The organism is Embleya scabrispora DSM 41855, assembly GCF_000372745.1.
Taxonomy (GTDB): domain Bacteria; phylum Actinomycetota; class Actinomycetes; order Streptomycetales; family Streptomycetaceae; genus Embleya; species Embleya scabrispora.
On the sequence record NZ_KB889708.1, the window covers coordinates 251,877 to 269,778 of the forward strand.

Sequence of the window (17,902 nt, forward strand, 5' to 3'; positions counted from 1 at the left end):
GTGGACGAATCGATCAGGCGTGCGGTGCCCCGTCACCGATGGTCGCTCAGGGAGCGTTCGGGCCCACGTCCACGGCGGTGAGGGGGTGCCGGAGTGCGGGCGTTGTGGCGTACTCGTCGGCTCCAATGTCCCGTACGCTGCCGCGCGGGTCCCCGTCGATGTCGTCGGCCAGGGTTATCGTGCCCAGCGTGGCCGCGCCGATCGCCGGGCTGCCCGCCGTCAGCCGCAGCACACCGTCCGCGCCCTGAGCGAGCCGGGGATCGGCCCGGATGAAGCTTCCGGCGGGGATGTTGCCGTTGCCGGCCGCTCCCCACAGCAGGTTGCTCCGCCAGGTGAAAGCGGTGGTGGCGCCCATGGCGACGAGGCTGCCGGAGTCGCCGACCAGCAGGTTGTCGGCGATGGTCACGTCCCGCGGCTCGAACGCCCGCGTCTCGCCCGACAACATGCCGGTGTTGTTGATCAGGGAGTTGTGCGCGATCACCACGCGGTCGCAGGCGTCGTTGCCCCGCCGCTGGCTCTCCGTCTCGCTCGGGGTGTGGTCACGGGTGCTGCCGCTGCCGACCACCAGGGCCCGGCCGGACAGCCCGCTGAGGTAGTTGTTGACGATCACATGATCGTTGCCGTAGATCCGCACCCCGTCGGTGCCGCCGATCAGGTAGTTGCCCTCCACCGTCGAACCGTTGCCGTGCCGCAGCACGATGCCGCCGCGGCTGTCGCGGATGGTGTTGTACCGCACGGTATTGCCCGAGGACTTCACCGAGATGGCCTCGGGGTCGCCGTCGCAGCGCTCGAACAGGTTGTACTCCACGTATCCGCCGGCGTCGGACAGAGCCCGACCGCTGACGCCGAAGCGGATGGGCTCGCCGCCGTTGTCCCCGGTGAAACTGTGATCGGAGAAGTGGTTGCGGAAGATCTGCACGTTCTGCGCCATGTCGGTCTTGCCGGGACCGTCGACGACGATGAAGATGCCCGCGGTGGTCTTGTCGTGGAAATGGTTCCGGTCGATCTTCGTGTCGTTCGCCCGTACGACGACCCAGTACGGATCGCCGCTGTCCGCGAACTGGAAGTCGTTGCGGGTGAGTCGGATCGCCGAGCAGTCCGTCGGAATCTCGAGCGTGGTGCTCTGCCGGAAGGCGAAGCCGCTGATCACGATGTTGCTCGAATTGGCGAGCACGAAGCCGCGTGCGCCCCGCAGCACCGCGCCGCCGCGGGTCTTGGACACGATGGTGATGGGCGCGGCGCTCGTGCCGTTCTTGCCGGAGATGTTGATCGAACCGCCCGACGGGACCGTGTAGGTGCCGTCGGCGACGACGATCCGGTCACCGGGTGCGGCGCCGTTGATCGCGCTCTGGAGCGCCGCGAGCGAGGAGACCGGGATGTCGGCCGCCGAAGCGCTGCCCGACAGCGAGGTGGTGAGGGGTACCGCGGCAAGTGCGGCCACGGCCGAGCCCTTGAGGAACGTGCGTCGTTGCATGGTGCCTCCTGCGTCGAAGTGGGCGGGCGGTGCGCTCAGTCGGCTCGGGGACCGACATCGGCCGGGGTCAGGGGTCCGCGCCTCGGCGGCCGGCGGGAGTACTCGTCCGCGCCCACATCCGGTGTCCTGCTGCGGGGTTGTCCGTCGATGTCGTGGGTGATGCGCGGCCGGCCCAGCGTGCCGGCGTCGATCGCCGGGCTGCCGGCGGCCGGGCGGGCGATGCCGTACGGGTCCTTCACCAGCTTCGGGTCGACACGGGTGCCGCCGCCGGTGGGGATGTTGCCGTCCGCGGCGGCGCCCCACAGGAGGTTGCCCGACCAGGTGAAGCGCACGGTGTTCGCCATCGCGACCAATTGGCCCGTGTCCGCGACGAACAGGTTGTCGGCGACGGTGACGTCGCGCGGCTCGTGCGGACGCTGGCTCTCCCCGGAGAGCGTGCCGTTGTTGTTCAGCAGGGTGTTGTAGGCGATCAGGATCCGGTCGGGGGCATCGTTGCCGCGGCGCGCCTCGGGCGTCTCGCCGGGAAGGTGATCGCGCTCCGAGCCGCTGCCGATCACCATGGCACGCCCGGACAGGCCGGCGAGGTAGTTGTTGACGATCACATGGTCGTTGCCATAGATCCGCACGCCTTCCGTGCCGTCGATGAGGTGGTTGGCCTCGACCCGGTTGCGGTTGCCGTGCCGCAGGACGATCCCGCCGACGCTGTTGCGGATGGTGTTGTACCGGATCGTGTTGTCCGAGCTCTTCACCGAGATCGCCTCGGGATCCCCGTTGGCCCGCTCGAACAGGTTGTACTCCACGACCGCGTGGGCACTGGACAGGGCCCGGGGGCTGACGCCGAGCCGGATCGGTTCGCCGCCGTTGGAGCCGGTGAAGGTGTGGTCGGAGAAGTGGTTGCGGTACACGTGGACGCGCTGGGCCATCTCCTCGGTGTTCGCGCCCTCGATACCGAGGTAGATGCCGAGGGTGCTCTTGCCGTGGAAGTGGTTGTGGTCGACGGTGCTGTCGTCCGCGCGCACCATCACCCAGTGCACGCCCTCGATGTCGGCCAGTTGCAAGTCGTTGCGGGTGAGCCTGATGTGCGAGCAGTCCGGGGGAATGTCCAGGGTGTTGCGCTGCCGGAAGGAGAAGCCGCTCAGGGTGATGTGGGCGGACGCTTCGAGGACGAAGCTGTGCTCGCCTTCCAGGATGACGCCGCCCTGGGTCCGGGCGGCGATGGTGATGGGCGCGCGCCCGGTGCCCTGCTTGTTCCGGACGGTGAGCGGGCGGTCCGACGGGACGGTGTAGGTCCCGTCGGCCACGACGATCCGGTCGCCGGGTCGTGCCCGGTCGATCGCGGCCTGCAGCTCGTCCAGTGTGCGGACGGCCTTCGGGGCCGCGCTCGCGCTCGCGGTCAGGGCTCCGCCGACGGGGGCGGCGGCCAGCGCCACCCCTGCCGCGGTGCCCATCAGGAACGTGCGGCGTTGCATGGTGCCTCCGTGAGGATGTGGTGGAGGTACGGACGGTGTTCCGGCTTGCGATCAGCCGGCGGTCAGGGTGTCGCGGGTGGTGTCCCCGGCGTCCCTGGTTGCCTGGGCGTCCAGGAACAGTTCGATGACGGGTACGGGGGTGTCGGGGCGCCTGACCGGGAGTTGGAGCGTGAGCGTTCCGGCAGGCTGGCCGCCCATCTCGGTGTTGACCGCGGGCCGGTCCGGGTCGATGTGGACCGGGATGATCTCGGACGCGTCGTTGAGCAGCTGGGCGTAGCGCACCCGGCCGGACAGGCCCGGCAGGTGCAGGTGACGCATCGGCCAGGCGAACAGGTGGACGTAGAGCCGGTCGCCGCGCCGGGTGTACCGGCATTCGGCGGGGGCGGTGTACGAGGAGGGGCCGCAGCCGCGAATCGACCGCTCGTGCAGCCGCATCCACCGGCCGATCTCGTCGAGGACCGCGGTATCGCGCGAGTCGAGCGCGCCACGACCGTTGGGCCCCACGTTGAGCAGCAGGTTGCCGCCCTTGGACACGCCGTCGACGAGCATGCGGATCAACAGGTCGGGGCTCTTGTGGTCCAGGTTGTCCCGGTCGTAGCCCCAACTGCCGTTGAGCGTCTGGCAGGCTTCCCACGGCACGGGTCGCCCGTTCTCGGTCATCGGACCGGACGGCTGGTACTGCTCGGGGGTGACGAAGTCCCCGGGAAGGCCGGTCCGGTCGTTGACGAGGACGTGCGGCTGCAGTTCGCGAATCGTCCGCAGGAGCTGCGGGGAATCCCAGTCGTCGGGTCCCTTGCCGCCCCACCAGGAGCGCTCGGCATACGAGAAGTCGAAGAACAGGTAGTCGATCCGTCCGAACGAGGTCAGCAGTTCGCGGACCTGGCCGTGCAGATAGCGCTGGTAGTCGCGGATGTCCCGATCGGCGTTGGCTGCCTTGAACGCCTCGTCGTCGCGCTGCGGGTGGGTCCCGTCCACGGGGAAGGACGGATGGTGCCAGTCGATCAGCGAGTAGTAGAGGCCGACCTTGAGCCCCTCGGCGCGGCACGCCTCGACGAACGGCCCCACGAGGTCACGGCCGTGCGGGGTGTTGGTGACCTTGTACTCGGTGAGGGCGCTGTCCCACAGGCAGAAGCCGTCGTGGTGCTTGGTGGTGAGGACCACGTACCGCATGCCCGCCGCCTTGGCCGCCCTGGCCCACTGGGCGGGGTCGTAGCGGTCGGGGTCGAAGTGGTCGAAATACACCTGGTATTGCTCGTCGGTCAGTTGCTCACGGTTCTTCACCCACTCGTGCCGCGCGGCGAGGGAGTACAGACCCCAGTGCACGAACATGCCGAACCGGGCGGTGGTGAACCAGTTCGTCTCCGGACCTCCCTCGGGATCCGGGGTCGCGGACGGATGCGCCTGCGGGAGGTCAGCGCTCGGAGTCATGGGGAATCGCTCTTTCTCGTCGGCGTCCGGTGGCTTTTCGGCGCGTCGGGGCTCGGTACGGGCTGCGGGCCCGGTACGGGCTGCGGGGCAGGCTACGGAGTCGACGGGGCCGCGGGTCGGCTGGTCGGTCTGCGGGTCAGCCCTTGAGTGCCCCGGAGGACAGGCCGCTGACGAAGGACCGCTGGAAGAACAGGAAGACGATCACCGAGGGCAGCAGCGCCAGCAGCGAGGCCGCCATCACCACGCCGGGGGTCACGGCCGGGTCGATCCGCAGGGTCCGCAGCGCCAGCGGCAGCGTGTACGAGGAGGAGTCGGTGGCCACGAGCAGGGGCAGCAGGTACTGGTCCCAGATCATGGTGAAGCCGAAGACCCCGATGACGCCGAGCGCGGGCTTGCACATCGGCAGGATGATCTGGGCGAAGATCCGGAAGTCCCCGGCGCCGTCGATGCGCGCCGCCTCCTCGAGTTCGCGTGGCACGTCCTTCATGAACTCGGTCATCACCAGGATGGAGAACCCCCAGGCACCCAGCGGAACGATCATTCCGGCGAGGGTGCCGATGAGGTTGAAGTGCACGACCGGCAGGTCGGCGAGCACGACGGACAGCGGGATGGCCAGGATCTCCTCGGGCAGCATCAGCGTCGCCAGGATGGCGACGAACGCCAGCGTCATTCCGGGGAAGACCTTCCTGGCCAGCGCGTATCCGGCCAGGACGGAGACGGACACCTGGAGCAGCAGCCCGAAGCCGACGACGAAGAACGAGTTCAGCAGATACTTGAGCACTCCCTGGTCGAAGGCGATCCTGAAGTTGTCCAACGTGAAGCCCGAGGGCACGATGCTCAGCTGCGTCGGGTCCTTGATGTCGCCGAAGGCGCCGACGAGCAGGGCCAGCAGCGGACCCGCGAACATGGTCAGGACCAGGAGGTAGACGACGGCCTTCAGAATCCGTCCGCCGATGCTGCGGCTCTCGGTCAGGCCCAGCGCGGTTTCGGTCGACTCGCTCACTTGCTCTCCCTCCGCCGCAGCAGTTGGACGATGACGGTCAGGATCAGTGTCGCGACGAACAGCAGGACCGCTCCCGCCGCGCCGACACCGAGCCGGTTCTGCTCGAGCCCGAGCTTGTAGATGAGGGTCATGACGACCTCGGTGGAGCCGTTGGGCCCCCCGTTGGTGAGCAGGAACACCTCGGTGAACACGCGCAGTCCGCGGATGGCGGCGAGGATGAACAGGATCGAGAACACCGAGCGCAGTCCGGGCACCGTCACGTGCCGCACCCGCTGCCACCGGGAGGCACCGTCGACCCTGGCCGCCTCGTACAGACCGCGGTCCACACTCGTCAGACCGGCGAGGAAGATCATCATGTCGTAAGGGGCGCCGCGCCAGATGCCGGTGACCATGATGGATGCCATCGAGGTGTCGGGGTCGTTGATGAACCCCGACGGGCCCATTCCCGCCAGAGCGAGAATGGAGTTGAGCATGCCGTCGCCGGTCGGGTGGTACATGATCCGCCACAGTTCGGCGACGACCGCCATCGGCACCACCACCGGAAGGAACGCGGCGGAGCGCACGAATCCCAGTCGACGGCTCTGCCCCTCCATCAGCAGGGCCAGTGCGAAGCCGAGCGCCATCGCGCCGAAGGTCTGGCCGACGGCGAGGACGATCGTGTGCCATACGGCCTCGCGGAACCCGTGGGACTGCAACACCGTGCTGTAGTTGTCGGTGCCGACCCACCGGTTTCCCAGGTAGGGCTGAACCTCCTGGAAGGACATGGTCACCGCGTTGACCATGGGGATGAACTTGAAGTACAGGGAGAGGATCAGCGCCGGGGCGAGGAACAGCCAGGGCGTCCACCACCGGCCTCCTCTGCGGCTGCGCACCCGGCGGTCGGCGGCCCCGCCGCCCCGGCGGCCCACTTTTCGCGGGGCGGGGCCGGCCGCCGGCGGGGCGGCCGGATCCGCCTGGTCGAGGCTCATGACGCGGCGATCCCCTGCTCCTTGAGGATGTCGGCGAGCTGCTTGTCGAGTTCACGCAACTTGGCGTTGATGTCGAGGCCGCAGTCCGCCATCAGCGCGTTCACCGCGTCCGCTGTCACCTGCCGCACCGGCGTCCAGTTCGGGATGGAGGGCGCGTACCGCCCGGAGTCCTGGTACGCCTGGGCGTAGGTCTTCCAGCGAGGGTCGGTGCGGATCTGGGCGATGTCCACGGTGGTGTTGACGGGAATTTGTACCGTGTAGCCGGTGGTGCCCTCCATCCCCTTCTTCTGGCCTTCGACGGAAACCGCGAAGCCGGCGAAGGCGTCCTGTCCGGCCCGGTTGTCGGAGCCGGCCATCAGGTAGACGGAGCTGCCCTCGGCGAGGACGGTGGCGTCCTTCGGCCCCTTGGGCATCGGCACGACCTCGTACTTGTCCGCGCCGAGCGACTTGTCGAAGCGCGGCAGCAGGTACGGGCCGACGACGTACATGCCGGCCTTGCCCGCCTCGAACGTCTCGTTCGTCGGCGGGGTGTCCATGGTCACGGCGCCGGGCTGGATGGCCTTGGCCTTGCACCCCAGGTCGCGGAACCACTGCATGGCCTGCACCGACGCCGGGGTGGTCATCGCCGGCTTGTACTTGCCCTTCCCGGTCTCGGTGATGAAGTCGCCGCCCGCGGCCCAGAGGAAGTTGGAGAAGTACCAGGAGGCGTAGCCGCGCTTGGTGGACAGAGGGGCGGCGAGCCCGGCGGTGTTGTTCTTGCCGTCACCGTCGGGGTCCTGGGTGGTGAAGGCCGCGGCCATCGCGGCGAAGTCGTCCCAGGTCCGCGGGGCGTCGAGCTTCAGCTTCTCGCGCCAGTCCTTGCGGATCAGCAGCGCGGACGCCTGCGCGGAAATCGGGAGTCCGTACTGCTTGCCGTCCAGGCTCTTCCCGGACTGCAGTCCCTGTCCGATGATCTGCTTGCTGTCCTTGATCTTGCCCAGGTCGATCTCCCGGAGCAGACCCTGACTGTGCATGGTTCCGATCTGCGTCGCGTCGTTCATGACGATGTCGGGAAGCTTCTTCTGGGCGGCGCGCTGCTGCAGTTTGGTCTCGAAGTCGTCGAAGATGGCCGTGACCTCGACCTTGTAGCCCGTGGCCTTCTCGAAGGCGGCGGCCAGCTCCAGCGCGCCCTTCTCCCCGGGTCCGCCCGGCGTCGTCCTGGTCCAAAGCTCGAGAGGCGCCTTGGAGTTCTGCTTGGCATCCACTCCCGCAGGCCCGGATGTACAGCTGGTGAGGATCAGTGCCGAGGCGAGAGCCCCCACACCGATCCATCGCGATCTCTGCATGACAACTCCTGTTTTCGCTGCACCACGGTGGCCTGGAAAGCGCTTGCTGGGACGGTAACGGGGTCCGATTCAAACGGTCAATAGTCCGATGAATACAAAAGGTTTCGGCGACCGACGAGAGTGCTCATCCGGCACGCTCCCGCACCGCTCCCACGTGTTCCGAACCAGACGGGGAGGACGACCCGACGCCTACAAATAGGCTGTTACATGTGTAATTTGGGCATCACTGGAAGCGACCGTTTGCGCCCGAGGCGCGTCTCGCTCTCCACACCAGTCACCCGAACAAAGAAGATCGGGCACTCAAGGTCACGGCGATGACATTTCAATGATCCGATGTATGGTTCCTGCGAGCTACGGGCCGGACAACGCACAGGCCACAGCGATCCGCGACATTCGGTCGGACGCTCGCCACCACCTCATCCGGGCAGGGACCGCCGACCGTCCGACTGCCGGTCCACCATCCGACAGACCGAGGAGACCAACCCGACATGAACGAGCCGGCCACCGCACCGACAGCCCTGCTGGTCATGGAGGAAGCACGCCGGGCCGACGTCTACCCGCCCGAAGTGCTGGCCGAGATCGGCCGGCTCGTGCACTGGCAGGGACCGCCCATCACCCGGCAGGAGCTCGACGCGGACCCCGATGTGCTGCGGAGCGTCGACCTTCTGCTCACGGGCTGGGGCGCGCCCGTGCTCGATGACGCCCTCCTGTCACGTGCCCCTCGGCTGCGGGCCGTTCTCGTCGCGGCGGGATCCGTCCGGCACCTGACCACATCCGCCTTCTGGGAGCGCGACATCCCGATCGTCTCGGCCGCCGCGGCCAATGCCGTTCCGGTGGCGGAGTTCACCCTCGCCCATGTCCTCCTCGGCCTGAAACAGGCCCACCGCATCGGGCGGGAGGTGGCGCAGAGCCGCCGCTTCCCCACCAATCCCGACGTCCCGGGCGCCTACCGGTCACGGGTGGGCCTGTTGGGACTCGGGCACATCGGCCGGCTCGTCGCCGCCCACCTGGCCCGCTTCGACGTCGAAGTCCTCGCCACGGATCCCGTCGCCTCCCCGGAGACCGCCCGGCACGCGGGAGTCCGGCTGATCTCCGTCGAGGAGCTCTTCGCCACCTGTCACGTCGTCAGCCTCCACGTACCGCTTCTGCCCGAGACCCGCGGCTCGATCGGGGCACGACTGCTGAACTCCATGAGGCCGGGCGCGACACTGATCAACACCGCGCGGGGCGCACTGATCGACGAGACCGCCGCCGCGCAGGTCCTGCACGCCAGGCCCGACCTCACCGCCGTACTCGACGTAACGCACCCCGAGCCCCCGAGCCATGACTCCCCACTGTTCACCCTTCCCAACGTCGTCCTGACACCGCACCTGGCCGGCGCCATGGGCGCCGAACGCCACCGCCTCGGACAGCTCGTGCTCGACGAACTCCGCCGCCTCACACAGAACCGGCCGCTCCGGCACGCCATCGACCCCGCCCGCGCCGCCTCGCTGGCCTGACACCGCCAGGCACTCCCGACAAGGCTCCCATCCACGGGAACCTCCGATCGGCGACATCACGCAAGGTCATGCTGTACCGCATGCCAGGGTCCGGGCAAGCCTGCTCGGCGCCCGCTTCCACCCGCTCACAGCCACGGGCATCACGTACACGAAACGTGAGTGAGACGTCGGCGAGGGCCGCGAGACTTCGGGGCCGCGGCAAGCACCGCTCGGCCCCGAATCCGCTCTGCGGACTCGGGGGACCGGGCCGCCGCGGTGAGCGAGGGAGTCGACCATGAGCCCGAGCGGAATCAAGAGCCGAGCGCCCCGAGGGCCTGATCGAAAAGAACCGGACCACGGGTGGAGGGAACTCGGTACCCCCTGCCGGGCGTTGCGCCCCGGGTCGTGCTACGTCGGCGTGGGAACGACGCAGACCGAGGTGGGCGCGACGACCCGGCGACACGTCGCCGTTCGTCGTCCCCTCGTCCGCTCTCCCGGCTCACGCCGCCACGGCCCGGGTCCGGTCGGTGGGCGTCGGACGGCGCAGTGTGCGGGGCACGGCGATGTGCGCGCCCCCTGTTTCTTCACCGCGGGTGCGCGATCCGATGAGAGAGCCATGCGAGTGCGGGCGGCATCCGGTATTCCACGGCGTGATGTCCTCCGTCGAACAACTCGAAGCGTATGACATCCTCATCCACTCGGGCCTCGGCAAGGGCATCGCGGAACGCCTGTGCCCCCAGGTCGAGGAACCATTCGTCGCGGGTGCCCGCGTCGATCCAGATCGCCCGCTGGGATCGCAGTGCCTCGGCGTGCAGTGGCACCATCCGCACCGGGTCCCAGTCCAGCCAACGTTGCCAGATCTCCGGCCTGAGTGCGCCTGTACGCGGGTCGAAGGGCAACTGTGGTGTGCCGTCCGGAGCGGGCGAGAAGCAGGCCGAGACGCCGAGCAGTTCGAGCAGCCTCAGGTCCTCGTCCCGGGTGAAGGCCACTCGTGAGCGGAAGTCGTCCCACCAGCGGAAGATGTCGCCGTCGTATGTTCTCAACTGGCGTGCCGCCATGAGGAAATGAGGGATGTACTGGGCCTCGGACAACGAGTCGCCCGAGTGTGTCGCGAACGCGCCGAACAGGTCGGGCCGGAGCATCGGTGTGATCATCGCGCCGAGCCCGCCGCTCGACTTCCCTGCCAGCGCCCGGTGATCGCGGTCGGCGAGCGACCGGTACTCGGCATCGACCCACGGCACGATTTCCTCGCAGAGATACGAGTGGTAGCGGCCGGTCCCGGGCGAGTCGATGTACTGGCTGCCGCCGTACGTGGTCCAGGCGTCCACGAACACCAGAATCATGGGCGGTGCCTCGCCGCGGGCGAAGATCCCGTCGATGAGTTCCGGCACCGGCCGGCGGTAGGGGGTGTGGTTGCGCCAGACCGGGAGGGTGCCGGCGTAGCCGAGCAGCAGATAGGTCACGGGGTAACGGCGCCCGGGATCGGTGTCGTAGCCGGGTGGGGTGTAGACCCACAACGGCCTCTTGGCCGCGTCTCCCAGGGGATTGTCGCGCAACAGGACACTGTCGATGACGTGCTCGTCGATGCGGCCGGCGAGCACGGTGGGCCATGGGGCCAACGGAACCTCCTCGGGACGGGGAGCTCCGACATTACTACGATTTCAAATTATACGAATCGGTAGTACTGACCGTATGCTGGCGTGATGGACACGACACACGACCAAGTCCCGTCCACCGACTCGGTCGACCGGCACATCGCTCGCTGGAGGCACGAGGTTCCCGATCTGGACCCGCTGGTCGAGGGTGTCGTCACCCGGATGCAGATGCTGGTGCGCCATCTCCAGGGTCGCAAGGAAGCAGGGCTCGCCCAACGCGAGTTGAAGATGTGGGAATACGAGATCCTCTGGCGGCTGCGCTCCGCCGGCGAGCCGTACCGGATGACGCCGACACGGCTCGCCGACGGCCTGGACACCCATCCGGCGACACTCACGAGCCGCCTGGACCGCCTGGCGAAGTCCGGCTACGTGACCCGGGAGCACACCCCGAAAGACCGCCGGAGCCTGCTGGTGACGCTGACCGAGAAGGGACACGAGGCGTGGTCGTCCACGATCGGCGATCAGATGGCGACCGAGCACGCGCTACTGGCCCCGCTGTCCGAAGCGGAACGGGAGCAACTTGTGGCCCTGCTGAGAAAGATCACCTTGACGGCAGAGGCGGGCGGCCCACCGCTGATGCCCACTCTCGACTGAACACACCCACGGGCTCGGCACGTTGCCGGCGAAAGTCGACGCCGGATACCCTCGCGCACCGTCCCGGGTCCGGGAACGGCGTCCCCGGCGGTCCGTGTTGCCGAGCGCCTCGTCGGCGACCGCCTTCGGTTCACGGTGTCCGTCACCCGGCACCTCGTCCGTGAACGACGGGGAGTACTCCCTCCGCAACCCTGCCAACCGCTTTGCCCTGTCGGCCGATCGCCTGGCCCGGGTGGCCACCGCGCTGGCACCGTGACCAACCCTCGACAACCACCTCGCGGTCGCAGAGGATCGGGAGATCGTCCCCCGCTCGTACTCTGCGCCGGCGCGATCCGGTCCGGCATGGTTACGTCTCGCGGGCCGTGACGTCTACTGTGAGCCGATGGGTGAGGAATCGAATCCGCAGGTGTTCTCCAACCGCTGGGCTGACGCCGTCGGGCCCGGCATCCCGGCCAATGGCTACGTCCGGATGCCGCACACCGGCGGGCCGAACACCGGCCGGCCGCCGACCGGCCGACCGCCTCGCTGACGCCGCGCGGATACCGAAGCAGCCCGGGTCACGCGCGACTGCACGCCGCGGCGCTCCGCAGTGCGAGGGCCCTGTAGCCATTCAGCGTTGTGACGATGCGTCGGCGGTTCGGGCGCCCGGTTTGGGGGCGAGAGGCTCGGCGGCATAGGTGATGCGTACTACGCCGTCGGGGTGGCGGTCGGTGCCGGCCCGTACCCCGAAGACATCGTGCAGGATGGCGGGGGTGAGCACCTCCAGTACGGGGCCTGCGGTGATCACCGTTCCTTCGTGCAGCACGATGAGTCGGTCGCAGAGCCGCGCGGCCAGATCGAGGTCGTGCAGGACCGCGAGTGTGGTGATGCCGGTGGCGCGGATCAGGTCGAGGAGTTCGAAACGGGCGCGGATGTCCAGGTGGTTGGTGAGTTCGTCCAGGACGAGGAGCTCGGGGTGCTGTGCCAACGCGCGTGCGAGCAGGACGCGTTGGCGTTCGCCGCCGGACAGGGATGCGAAGTCCCGATCGGCGAGCGGGCGTACGCCGCAGCGGTCGATGGCCTCGGCGACGGCCCGATGGTCTTCGGCGCCGTCACGGTCGAGCAGGCCGTGGTGGGGGGAGCGGCCCAGGGAGACGATCTCGGTGACGGACAGGCCCGTGGTGTTGCCGGTGCTGTCCTGGAGGACGGCGGCGGCGCGTCGGGCGGCGGCGCGCGGGGACAGCGCCCATACGTCGTCACCGCCGACGCGGACCACCCCGCGGGTCGGACGCAGCGAGCGGTAGACGGCGCGGAGCAGGGTGGATTTGCCGCTGCCATTGGGGCCGACGAGGCCGACGATGTCGCCTTTGTCGGCTTCCAGGGTCACATCGCGCAGGATCGGTTGGCGGTCCAGGGTGATGTGGAGCCGGTCGATGGTGAGTTTCATCCGGTGTCCAGGCCCTTGTTGTGGCGGAGCAGCCAGAGGAAGAAGGGTGCGCCGAGGAGGGCGGTGAGGATGCCCAGGGGGAGTTCGTTGGGCCGGTTGAGGGTGCGTGACAGCAGGTCGACGATCACCAGGTAGTTGGCTCCCAGGAGTGCGGTCACGGGGAGCAGTTTGCGGTGGTCGGCACCGATGGCGAGGCGTACGAGGTGGGGGATCATCAGGCCGACGAAGCCGATGCCGCCCGCGACGGCGATGACGGTGCCGGTGAGGAGGGAGGAGAGGACCAGGAGTACGGCACGCAGGCGGTTGACGTCGACGCCGAGGGCGGTGGCGGATTCGTCGCCTGCGAGCAGGACGTTGAGCCGTCGGCCGAAGAGGGTCAGGACGACGGTGGTGGTGAGGACGACGGCGCTGACGGTGGGGAGTTGGCTCCACTGGGCGCCCGCGACGCTGCCCAGCATCCAGAACATCACGGTGCGCAGTTCGTTGGGTGTCGCCTGGAGTTGCAGGAAGCTGGTCGCGGAGAGGAAGACGTATCCGACCGCGACGCCGGAGAGTACGAGGCGGGTGGGGGCCAGCCGTCCTCGGCGTTGTCCGAGGAGGAAGACCAGTGCTCCCGCGGTGAGGGCGCCGAGGAATGCCGCCGTGGAGGCGCCGAGGCCGCCGAGCGCCGTACCGGTGGCGGTGATGACCAGGACGGCGCCGAGCGAGGCGCCGTAGGAGAAGCCCAGGACGGTGGGGTCGGCGAGCGGGTTGGACACCACGGCCTGGAGGACCACCCCGGAGACGGCCAGCCCGGCGCCGACCAGCGCGGCAAGCACGACGCGCGGGGCCCGGAAGTTCCAGACGATCTGGTCCGTCGCCGGGTCACCGACCGGGCCGGCACCGGTCAGATGGTGCAGGACGATTCGCCATACGTCACCGAGCGGAACCGTGACCGCCCCGATGCTGATCGCCACCATCATGACGACGGCCAACAGGGCCGGCAACGCGGCCGATATCAGCGGGAGGTTCAGCCGGTTCGGAACGCGTCGGGGTGCAGCAGCCTGGCGATCCTGTCCACGGCCAGGTCGTTGCCGGGGCCCAGGTAGATCGAGTCGGACAGGACCGTGTAGGCGTTGTTCTCGGCGGCTGGCCACTGGGGGAACTCCTCGAGCAGTTGCTTGGCGTAGGCCGTCGGGTCGGGGGAGTTGTAGCTGATGACGACGAGGGCGTCGACGTCGGTGGCGGCGACCTTCTCCTTGCTCAGGTCGGCAAAGGTGGTCTTGGACGCCGATTCGAAGGCGTTGGTACCGCCGGCCTTGGTGAGGATGTCGTTGATGATGCCCTTGGCGACGACCGAGCTGAAGGCGTTGCCGCCCATCGACATGTTGGCGAAGAGCACCATCACCTTCGGCTTCTTCTCGCCCTGCACCTTCGCGGACACTGCGGCGATCGACTTCTCGGAAGCGGCGATCAGCTTCTCCGCCCGGTCGCTGACGTTGAAGATTTTGCCCATGTCGCGCAGCAGCGTGTAGCTGTCGGAGACGGTCATCTTGGAGGGGTCGTCGTCGCAACCCTGCGGGGAGATGTAACTGTTCGCGCCCACCGTCTCGAGCTGCCGGCGGGTGGCGAAGCCGTTCTTCGCGTCGAATCCGTAGGACGTGACGGACATGACGAAGTCCGGCCGCAGGCCCAGCATCGCCTCGCGGGGGATGTCGTAGGAGTCGTTGAGCTTGATGCCCCCGGTGGGCAGCGCCTTGATGGCCTCCGCCCGGCCCGCGACCTCGGACATCCCGTAGCTCTGCTCGTTGGCGACGATGCGGTCGCCGAGCCCGAGTGCGAGCAGTGTGGAGACCTCTGCGACGGAGGCGCCGTTCATGACGACCACCCTGCCGGGGGCCTTGGTGAACGTCTCGGTCTGCCCGCAGTTGGTGATCGTCACCGGGTAACCGGAACCCGATGCGGACGTGGACGACTTGTCACTCGCCGTCTCGGTCGAGGAACCGGCGCATCCCGCCGTGACCAGACAGAGAGCTCCGGCCAGGACGACGGCGACGAGCCGTTTCTTCGACATGCGAACTCCTCGGTGTGAGCGGGTCTCACGCTCGTAGTCGGCACGAAGGCCGCCGGAGTTCCTGGGGATGCCGAACCATTACGGGACAACGGACGAATGCCCTCGATACGCGGCAGGGCCGGCAGGGATCCGGTGGATGAGCAGTGGACAGATATCGGAACATCAGGGCGTGGTCGACCGGTGGGCATGAAACCCCGCCGCCTACCGAGCCGTTGAGGACGCTGTCGGCACGGACCAGGCCCAGGCCGCTCGCTCTCGACGCGACACACCGGCGGCCCGTCGTGTCCCCGAGCAGGCCCACGGTTGTTCTTGCTTCACGAGCACCGCGCGTTGCGTCCGCCGGCAACGACCCACCGGTCAGCGTTGGTTACCAAAACGAAATCTCGGCCTCACTAGGTTCGGAGCGGTCCGAAATTGTCGGACTCATCTGAATGGAGCGTGACTTCATGAGCGTTCGAGATCGGTTGGCGAGATCGCACCGCGTTCCTGTGCTGGCGGTCTGCATGTCCGTCGCCATCGGATCAACGGCGGCTTCCGCCGCTGCGGAGGAATCCGGGCTTGCCCCGTTCCTGGGGCAGCGGGCGTCCTGGGCACCGTGCGTTCCCGGCCCCCCTCCTGACGACGTTCCGCAAGAGGAGTGGGACAAGCGGTGGGCCAAGATGGATTGCGCCACGCTGAGCGTCCCGATGAACTATCGCAGGCCCGGTGACGGCCGGCTCGATATCGCGGTGAGCCGCCGCAAGGCCAACAGTCCGGACAAGCGGAAGGGTGTCCTGCTGCTGAATCCGGGCGGGCCCGGCGGCGAGGGGCTGGCGTTGCCCACCGAACTCGCCGGCGAGGCCATCGCCGACAACTTCGACCTGATCGGCTTCGACCCGCGCGGGGTGGGCCGATCCACCCCCCTGCACTGCGACGCCGTGGAGCAGGACCCACCGCGGCCGACCCGCCCGACGGACGCGCAGTTCGCCGCGCTGGCCGCCGCCGCGCTGCAACGCGAACAGGCCTGCCAACGAGCGGGCGGCTTCATGCGGCCGTTCGTCAACACCGCGAACACCGCACGGGACATGGACGTGATCCGAGCCGCGCTGGACGAGAAGAAGATCAACTACCTCGGCTTCTCCTACGGTACCCATCTCGGCGCCGTGTACGGCACACTGTTCCCCGGCAGGCTCAACCGCAGTGTGCTCGACTCGTCGATGCACCCGGACTGGCTCTACTACGAGCAGTTCAAGCAACAGGCCGTCGCCTCCCGACAGAACATCGAGGCATGGGCCGCCTGGGTCGCCGAACGGGACAACACCTACCACCTGGGCGACTCGCTCGCCCAGGTGATGGCCACCCTCGACGCGATCGGGGAGCAACTGGCGGTCAAGCCGGTGCCGTCGCCGGGGCATCCCGAGGACCCGCCGATCGACCGCGACTACTTCGACCGGATGCTGGGCTACGAAACCGTTCCCCGCGTCGTCTGGGCGCTGGAGGCCGAACTGGTCGTCGAGATCAGGAAGGCGGTCGGTGGAACGCTGTCCGCCGACGCGGGCAAAGCCCTCGCGGCGCTCGCCAAGGCAACCGCCCCGGCCACGGTCAACGGGACCTACCAGGCGGTGATCTGCGAGGCCGACTGGCCCACGGACCTGAACGTCTACTACGAGCAGATGCGGATCTTCCGCGACCGGTACCCGTACGGCAGGGGCGCGTCGGCGACCGAACCGACCGAGTGCACCTTCCGCTCGTTCACCCCACCGGAGCGGATCACCGACCTGAAACGCAAGGGATATCCGACCGGAGTCGTGGTGCAGGCCGAGTTCGACCCGGCCACCCAGTACGAGGGCGGGCCCGCGATGGCGAACAGGCTGAACAACGACCTGATCTCGGTCTCCGACGAGGGCACACACAGTCTGTACGGCCGCAACGCCTGCGTCACCAGGAAGATCGACGACTACCTGATCAACGGCGTACTGCCCGGCGCACAGGCGGGCTGTTCCGGCCCTCCGCGGCCGGACGTTCCCGCCGACGGGGCCACCGCTCGATCGACGCCCCGGCCGAACCGGTCACTGGAGGAACGCGCCCTCGAACTGATCGAGGCCAACCAGCTCGACCGCCGATTCTGAACCTCGTCCCCACCGCTCGGGATCGCCATTCGTGGAGGGCTCTGCGGGATCCTCCCGGTACAGGTACCGAATAGTGCGTACTTCCGCCCGGGACCGTCGCGATCTACGGTCACATGGATCAATCGGTCGAACACATCCGGCCAACCACCGCACCGCCCGCCGTGGTTGCCCGGCGTTCGCGTACGAGGGGGAAACAGCAGATGAGGATCGGCGTACTGGGCACGGGTGAGGTCGGGCGACGGCTCGCCGGCAAGCTCGCCGCATTGGGTCATCAGGTCACGCTCGGCTCCAGGACGGCGGACAACGCCGAAGCCAAGCAGTGGGCGGCGGACAACGGCGGCGCGCACGGCACCTTCGCCGACGCGGCCGGCATCGCGGAACTCGTGGTGAACGCGACCGGCGGCCTGGTCTCACTGGCCGTGCTGGAGGCGGCGGGTGCCGACAATCTGCGCGGCAAGGTCCTCGTCGACGTGTCCAACCCACTGGACTTCTCCGGGGGGTTCCCGCCCAAGGTCTTCACTCCGGACGGCGGCAGCCTCGCCGAGCAACTGCAAAAGGCGTTCCCCCAAACCCGGGTCGTCAAGACCCTCAACACGATGAACAACACGGTCATGGTCGAGCCCGGCCTCGTCCCCGGCCACCACAACGTGTTCCTGAGCGGCGACGACGAGACCGCCAAGGCCGAAGTGGCGACCCTGCTGGGCACCTTCGGCTGGACCCCCGCCCAGATCATCGACCTCGGCGACCTGTCCAGTGCCCGCGCGACGGAACTCCTGATGCCCCTGTGGCTGCGCCTGTACGGGGTCCTGGGCCCTGTGGACTTCAACATCTCGGTCGCCACCGCCCCCGCCGCCCACCCCTCGACTCACTCATGACCCGGATCAGGCGAAACGGGTAACCAACCACCCACCGTCGCCGAGG

General features: G+C 68.4%; 15 protein-coding genes. 5 read left to right on the top strand and 10 right to left on the bottom strand.

What is annotated here, in order from left to right; translation table 11 throughout:
* Positions 1-46: 46 nt before the first annotated feature.
* The 6 genes from A3IC_RS0142050 to A3IC_RS0142075 form a co-directional block, all read right to left on the bottom strand.
* Positions 47-1,474 (bottom strand): polysaccharide lyase 6 family protein, encoded by a 1,428-nt coding sequence (locus A3IC_RS0142050; protein WP_020556076.1) that lies wholly within the window; start codon positions 1,472-1,474, stop codon positions 47-49.
* 35 nt (positions 1,475-1,509) lie between these two features.
* A complete protein-coding gene (locus A3IC_RS0142055; RefSeq protein WP_020556077.1) occupies positions 1,510-2,943 on the bottom strand; it encodes a polysaccharide lyase 6 family protein in 1,434 nt (477 codons plus the stop codon).
* A gap of 51 nt (positions 2,944-2,994) precedes the next feature.
* Positions 2,995-4,371: an alpha-L-fucosidase gene (locus A3IC_RS0142060; RefSeq protein WP_020556078.1), complete on the bottom strand. Its 1,377-nt coding sequence runs from the start codon at positions 4,369-4,371 to the stop codon at positions 2,995-2,997.
* A gap of 136 nt (positions 4,372-4,507) precedes the next feature.
* Positions 4,508-5,374, bottom strand: a complete 867-nt coding sequence (locus tag A3IC_RS0142065) for a carbohydrate ABC transporter permease (protein WP_020556079.1) — start codon at positions 5,372-5,374, stop codon at positions 4,508-4,510.
* Entirely contained in the window at positions 5,371-6,342 is a 972-nt protein-coding gene (locus A3IC_RS0142070; protein WP_020556080.1) for a carbohydrate ABC transporter permease, read from the bottom strand. The genes A3IC_RS0142065 and A3IC_RS0142070 overlap by 4 nt, the downstream gene beginning before the upstream one ends.
* Positions 6,339-7,667, bottom strand: coding sequence for a sugar ABC transporter substrate-binding protein (locus A3IC_RS0142075; protein WP_026219355.1), 1,329 nt, complete (start codon positions 7,665-7,667; stop codon positions 6,339-6,341). Before A3IC_RS0142075 ends, A3IC_RS0142070 begins: the two co-directional genes overlap by 4 nt.
* A gap of 488 nt (positions 7,668-8,155) precedes the next feature.
* On the opposite strand from A3IC_RS0142075, the gene A3IC_RS0142080 reads away from it, so the two are divergent.
* Positions 8,156-9,166, top strand: a complete 1,011-nt coding sequence (locus A3IC_RS0142080) for a hydroxyacid dehydrogenase (RefSeq protein WP_020556082.1) — start codon at positions 8,156-8,158, stop codon at positions 9,164-9,166.
* A 563-nt stretch (positions 9,167-9,729) separates the two neighbouring features.
* Here the strand turns inward: A3IC_RS0142080 and A3IC_RS0142085 are convergent.
* On the bottom strand, positions 9,730-10,764 hold the full coding sequence (locus A3IC_RS0142085; RefSeq protein WP_026219356.1) for an alpha/beta hydrolase: 1,035 nt from the start codon (positions 10,762-10,764) through the stop codon (positions 9,730-9,732).
* 84 nt (positions 10,765-10,848) lie between these two features.
* On the opposite strand from A3IC_RS0142085, the gene A3IC_RS0142090 reads away from it, so the two are divergent.
* Together A3IC_RS0142090 and A3IC_RS69335 are read left to right on the top strand one after the other, a co-directional pair.
* Positions 10,849-11,394, top strand: coding sequence for a MarR family winged helix-turn-helix transcriptional regulator (locus A3IC_RS0142090; protein ID WP_020556084.1), 546 nt, complete (start codon positions 10,849-10,851; stop codon positions 11,392-11,394).
* A gap of 382 nt (positions 11,395-11,776) precedes the next feature.
* Positions 11,777-11,923, top strand: coding sequence for a hypothetical protein (locus A3IC_RS69335; protein ID WP_020556086.1), 147 nt, complete (start codon positions 11,777-11,779; stop codon positions 11,921-11,923).
* A gap of 81 nt (positions 11,924-12,004) precedes the next feature.
* Here A3IC_RS69335 and A3IC_RS0142100 read toward each other — a convergent pair whose 3' ends face one another.
* From A3IC_RS0142100 to A3IC_RS0142110, 3 genes are read right to left on the bottom strand one after another with little or no spacing between them, the layout of a single operon-like run.
* The gene (locus A3IC_RS0142100; protein WP_020556087.1) at positions 12,005-12,820 is read right to left on the bottom strand and encodes an ABC transporter ATP-binding protein; all 816 of its coding nucleotides are present in this window, start codon (positions 12,818-12,820) and stop codon (positions 12,005-12,007) included.
* Positions 12,817-13,806 (bottom strand): iron chelate uptake ABC transporter family permease subunit, encoded by a 990-nt coding sequence (locus A3IC_RS0142105; protein ID WP_020556088.1) that lies wholly within the window; start codon positions 13,804-13,806, stop codon positions 12,817-12,819. The genes A3IC_RS0142100 and A3IC_RS0142105 overlap by 4 nt, the downstream gene beginning before the upstream one ends.
* Positions 13,807-13,829: 23 nt before the next feature.
* Positions 13,830-14,873, bottom strand: coding sequence for an ABC transporter substrate-binding protein (locus A3IC_RS0142110; RefSeq protein ID WP_020556089.1), 1,044 nt, complete (start codon positions 14,871-14,873; stop codon positions 13,830-13,832).
* Between the two features lie 686 nt (positions 14,874-15,559).
* On the opposite strand from A3IC_RS0142110, the gene A3IC_RS59675 reads away from it, so the two are divergent.
* Together A3IC_RS59675 and A3IC_RS0142120 are read left to right on the top strand one after the other, a co-directional pair.
* A complete protein-coding gene (locus tag A3IC_RS59675; protein ID WP_245599809.1) occupies positions 15,560-16,981 on the top strand; it encodes an alpha/beta fold hydrolase in 1,422 nt (473 codons plus the stop codon).
* A gap of 200 nt (positions 16,982-17,181) precedes the next feature.
* Positions 17,182-17,856 (top strand): NADPH-dependent F420 reductase, encoded by a 675-nt coding sequence (locus A3IC_RS0142120; protein ID WP_020556091.1) that lies wholly within the window; start codon positions 17,182-17,184, stop codon positions 17,854-17,856.
* The last annotated feature ends 46 nt before the right edge of the window (positions 17,857-17,902 follow it).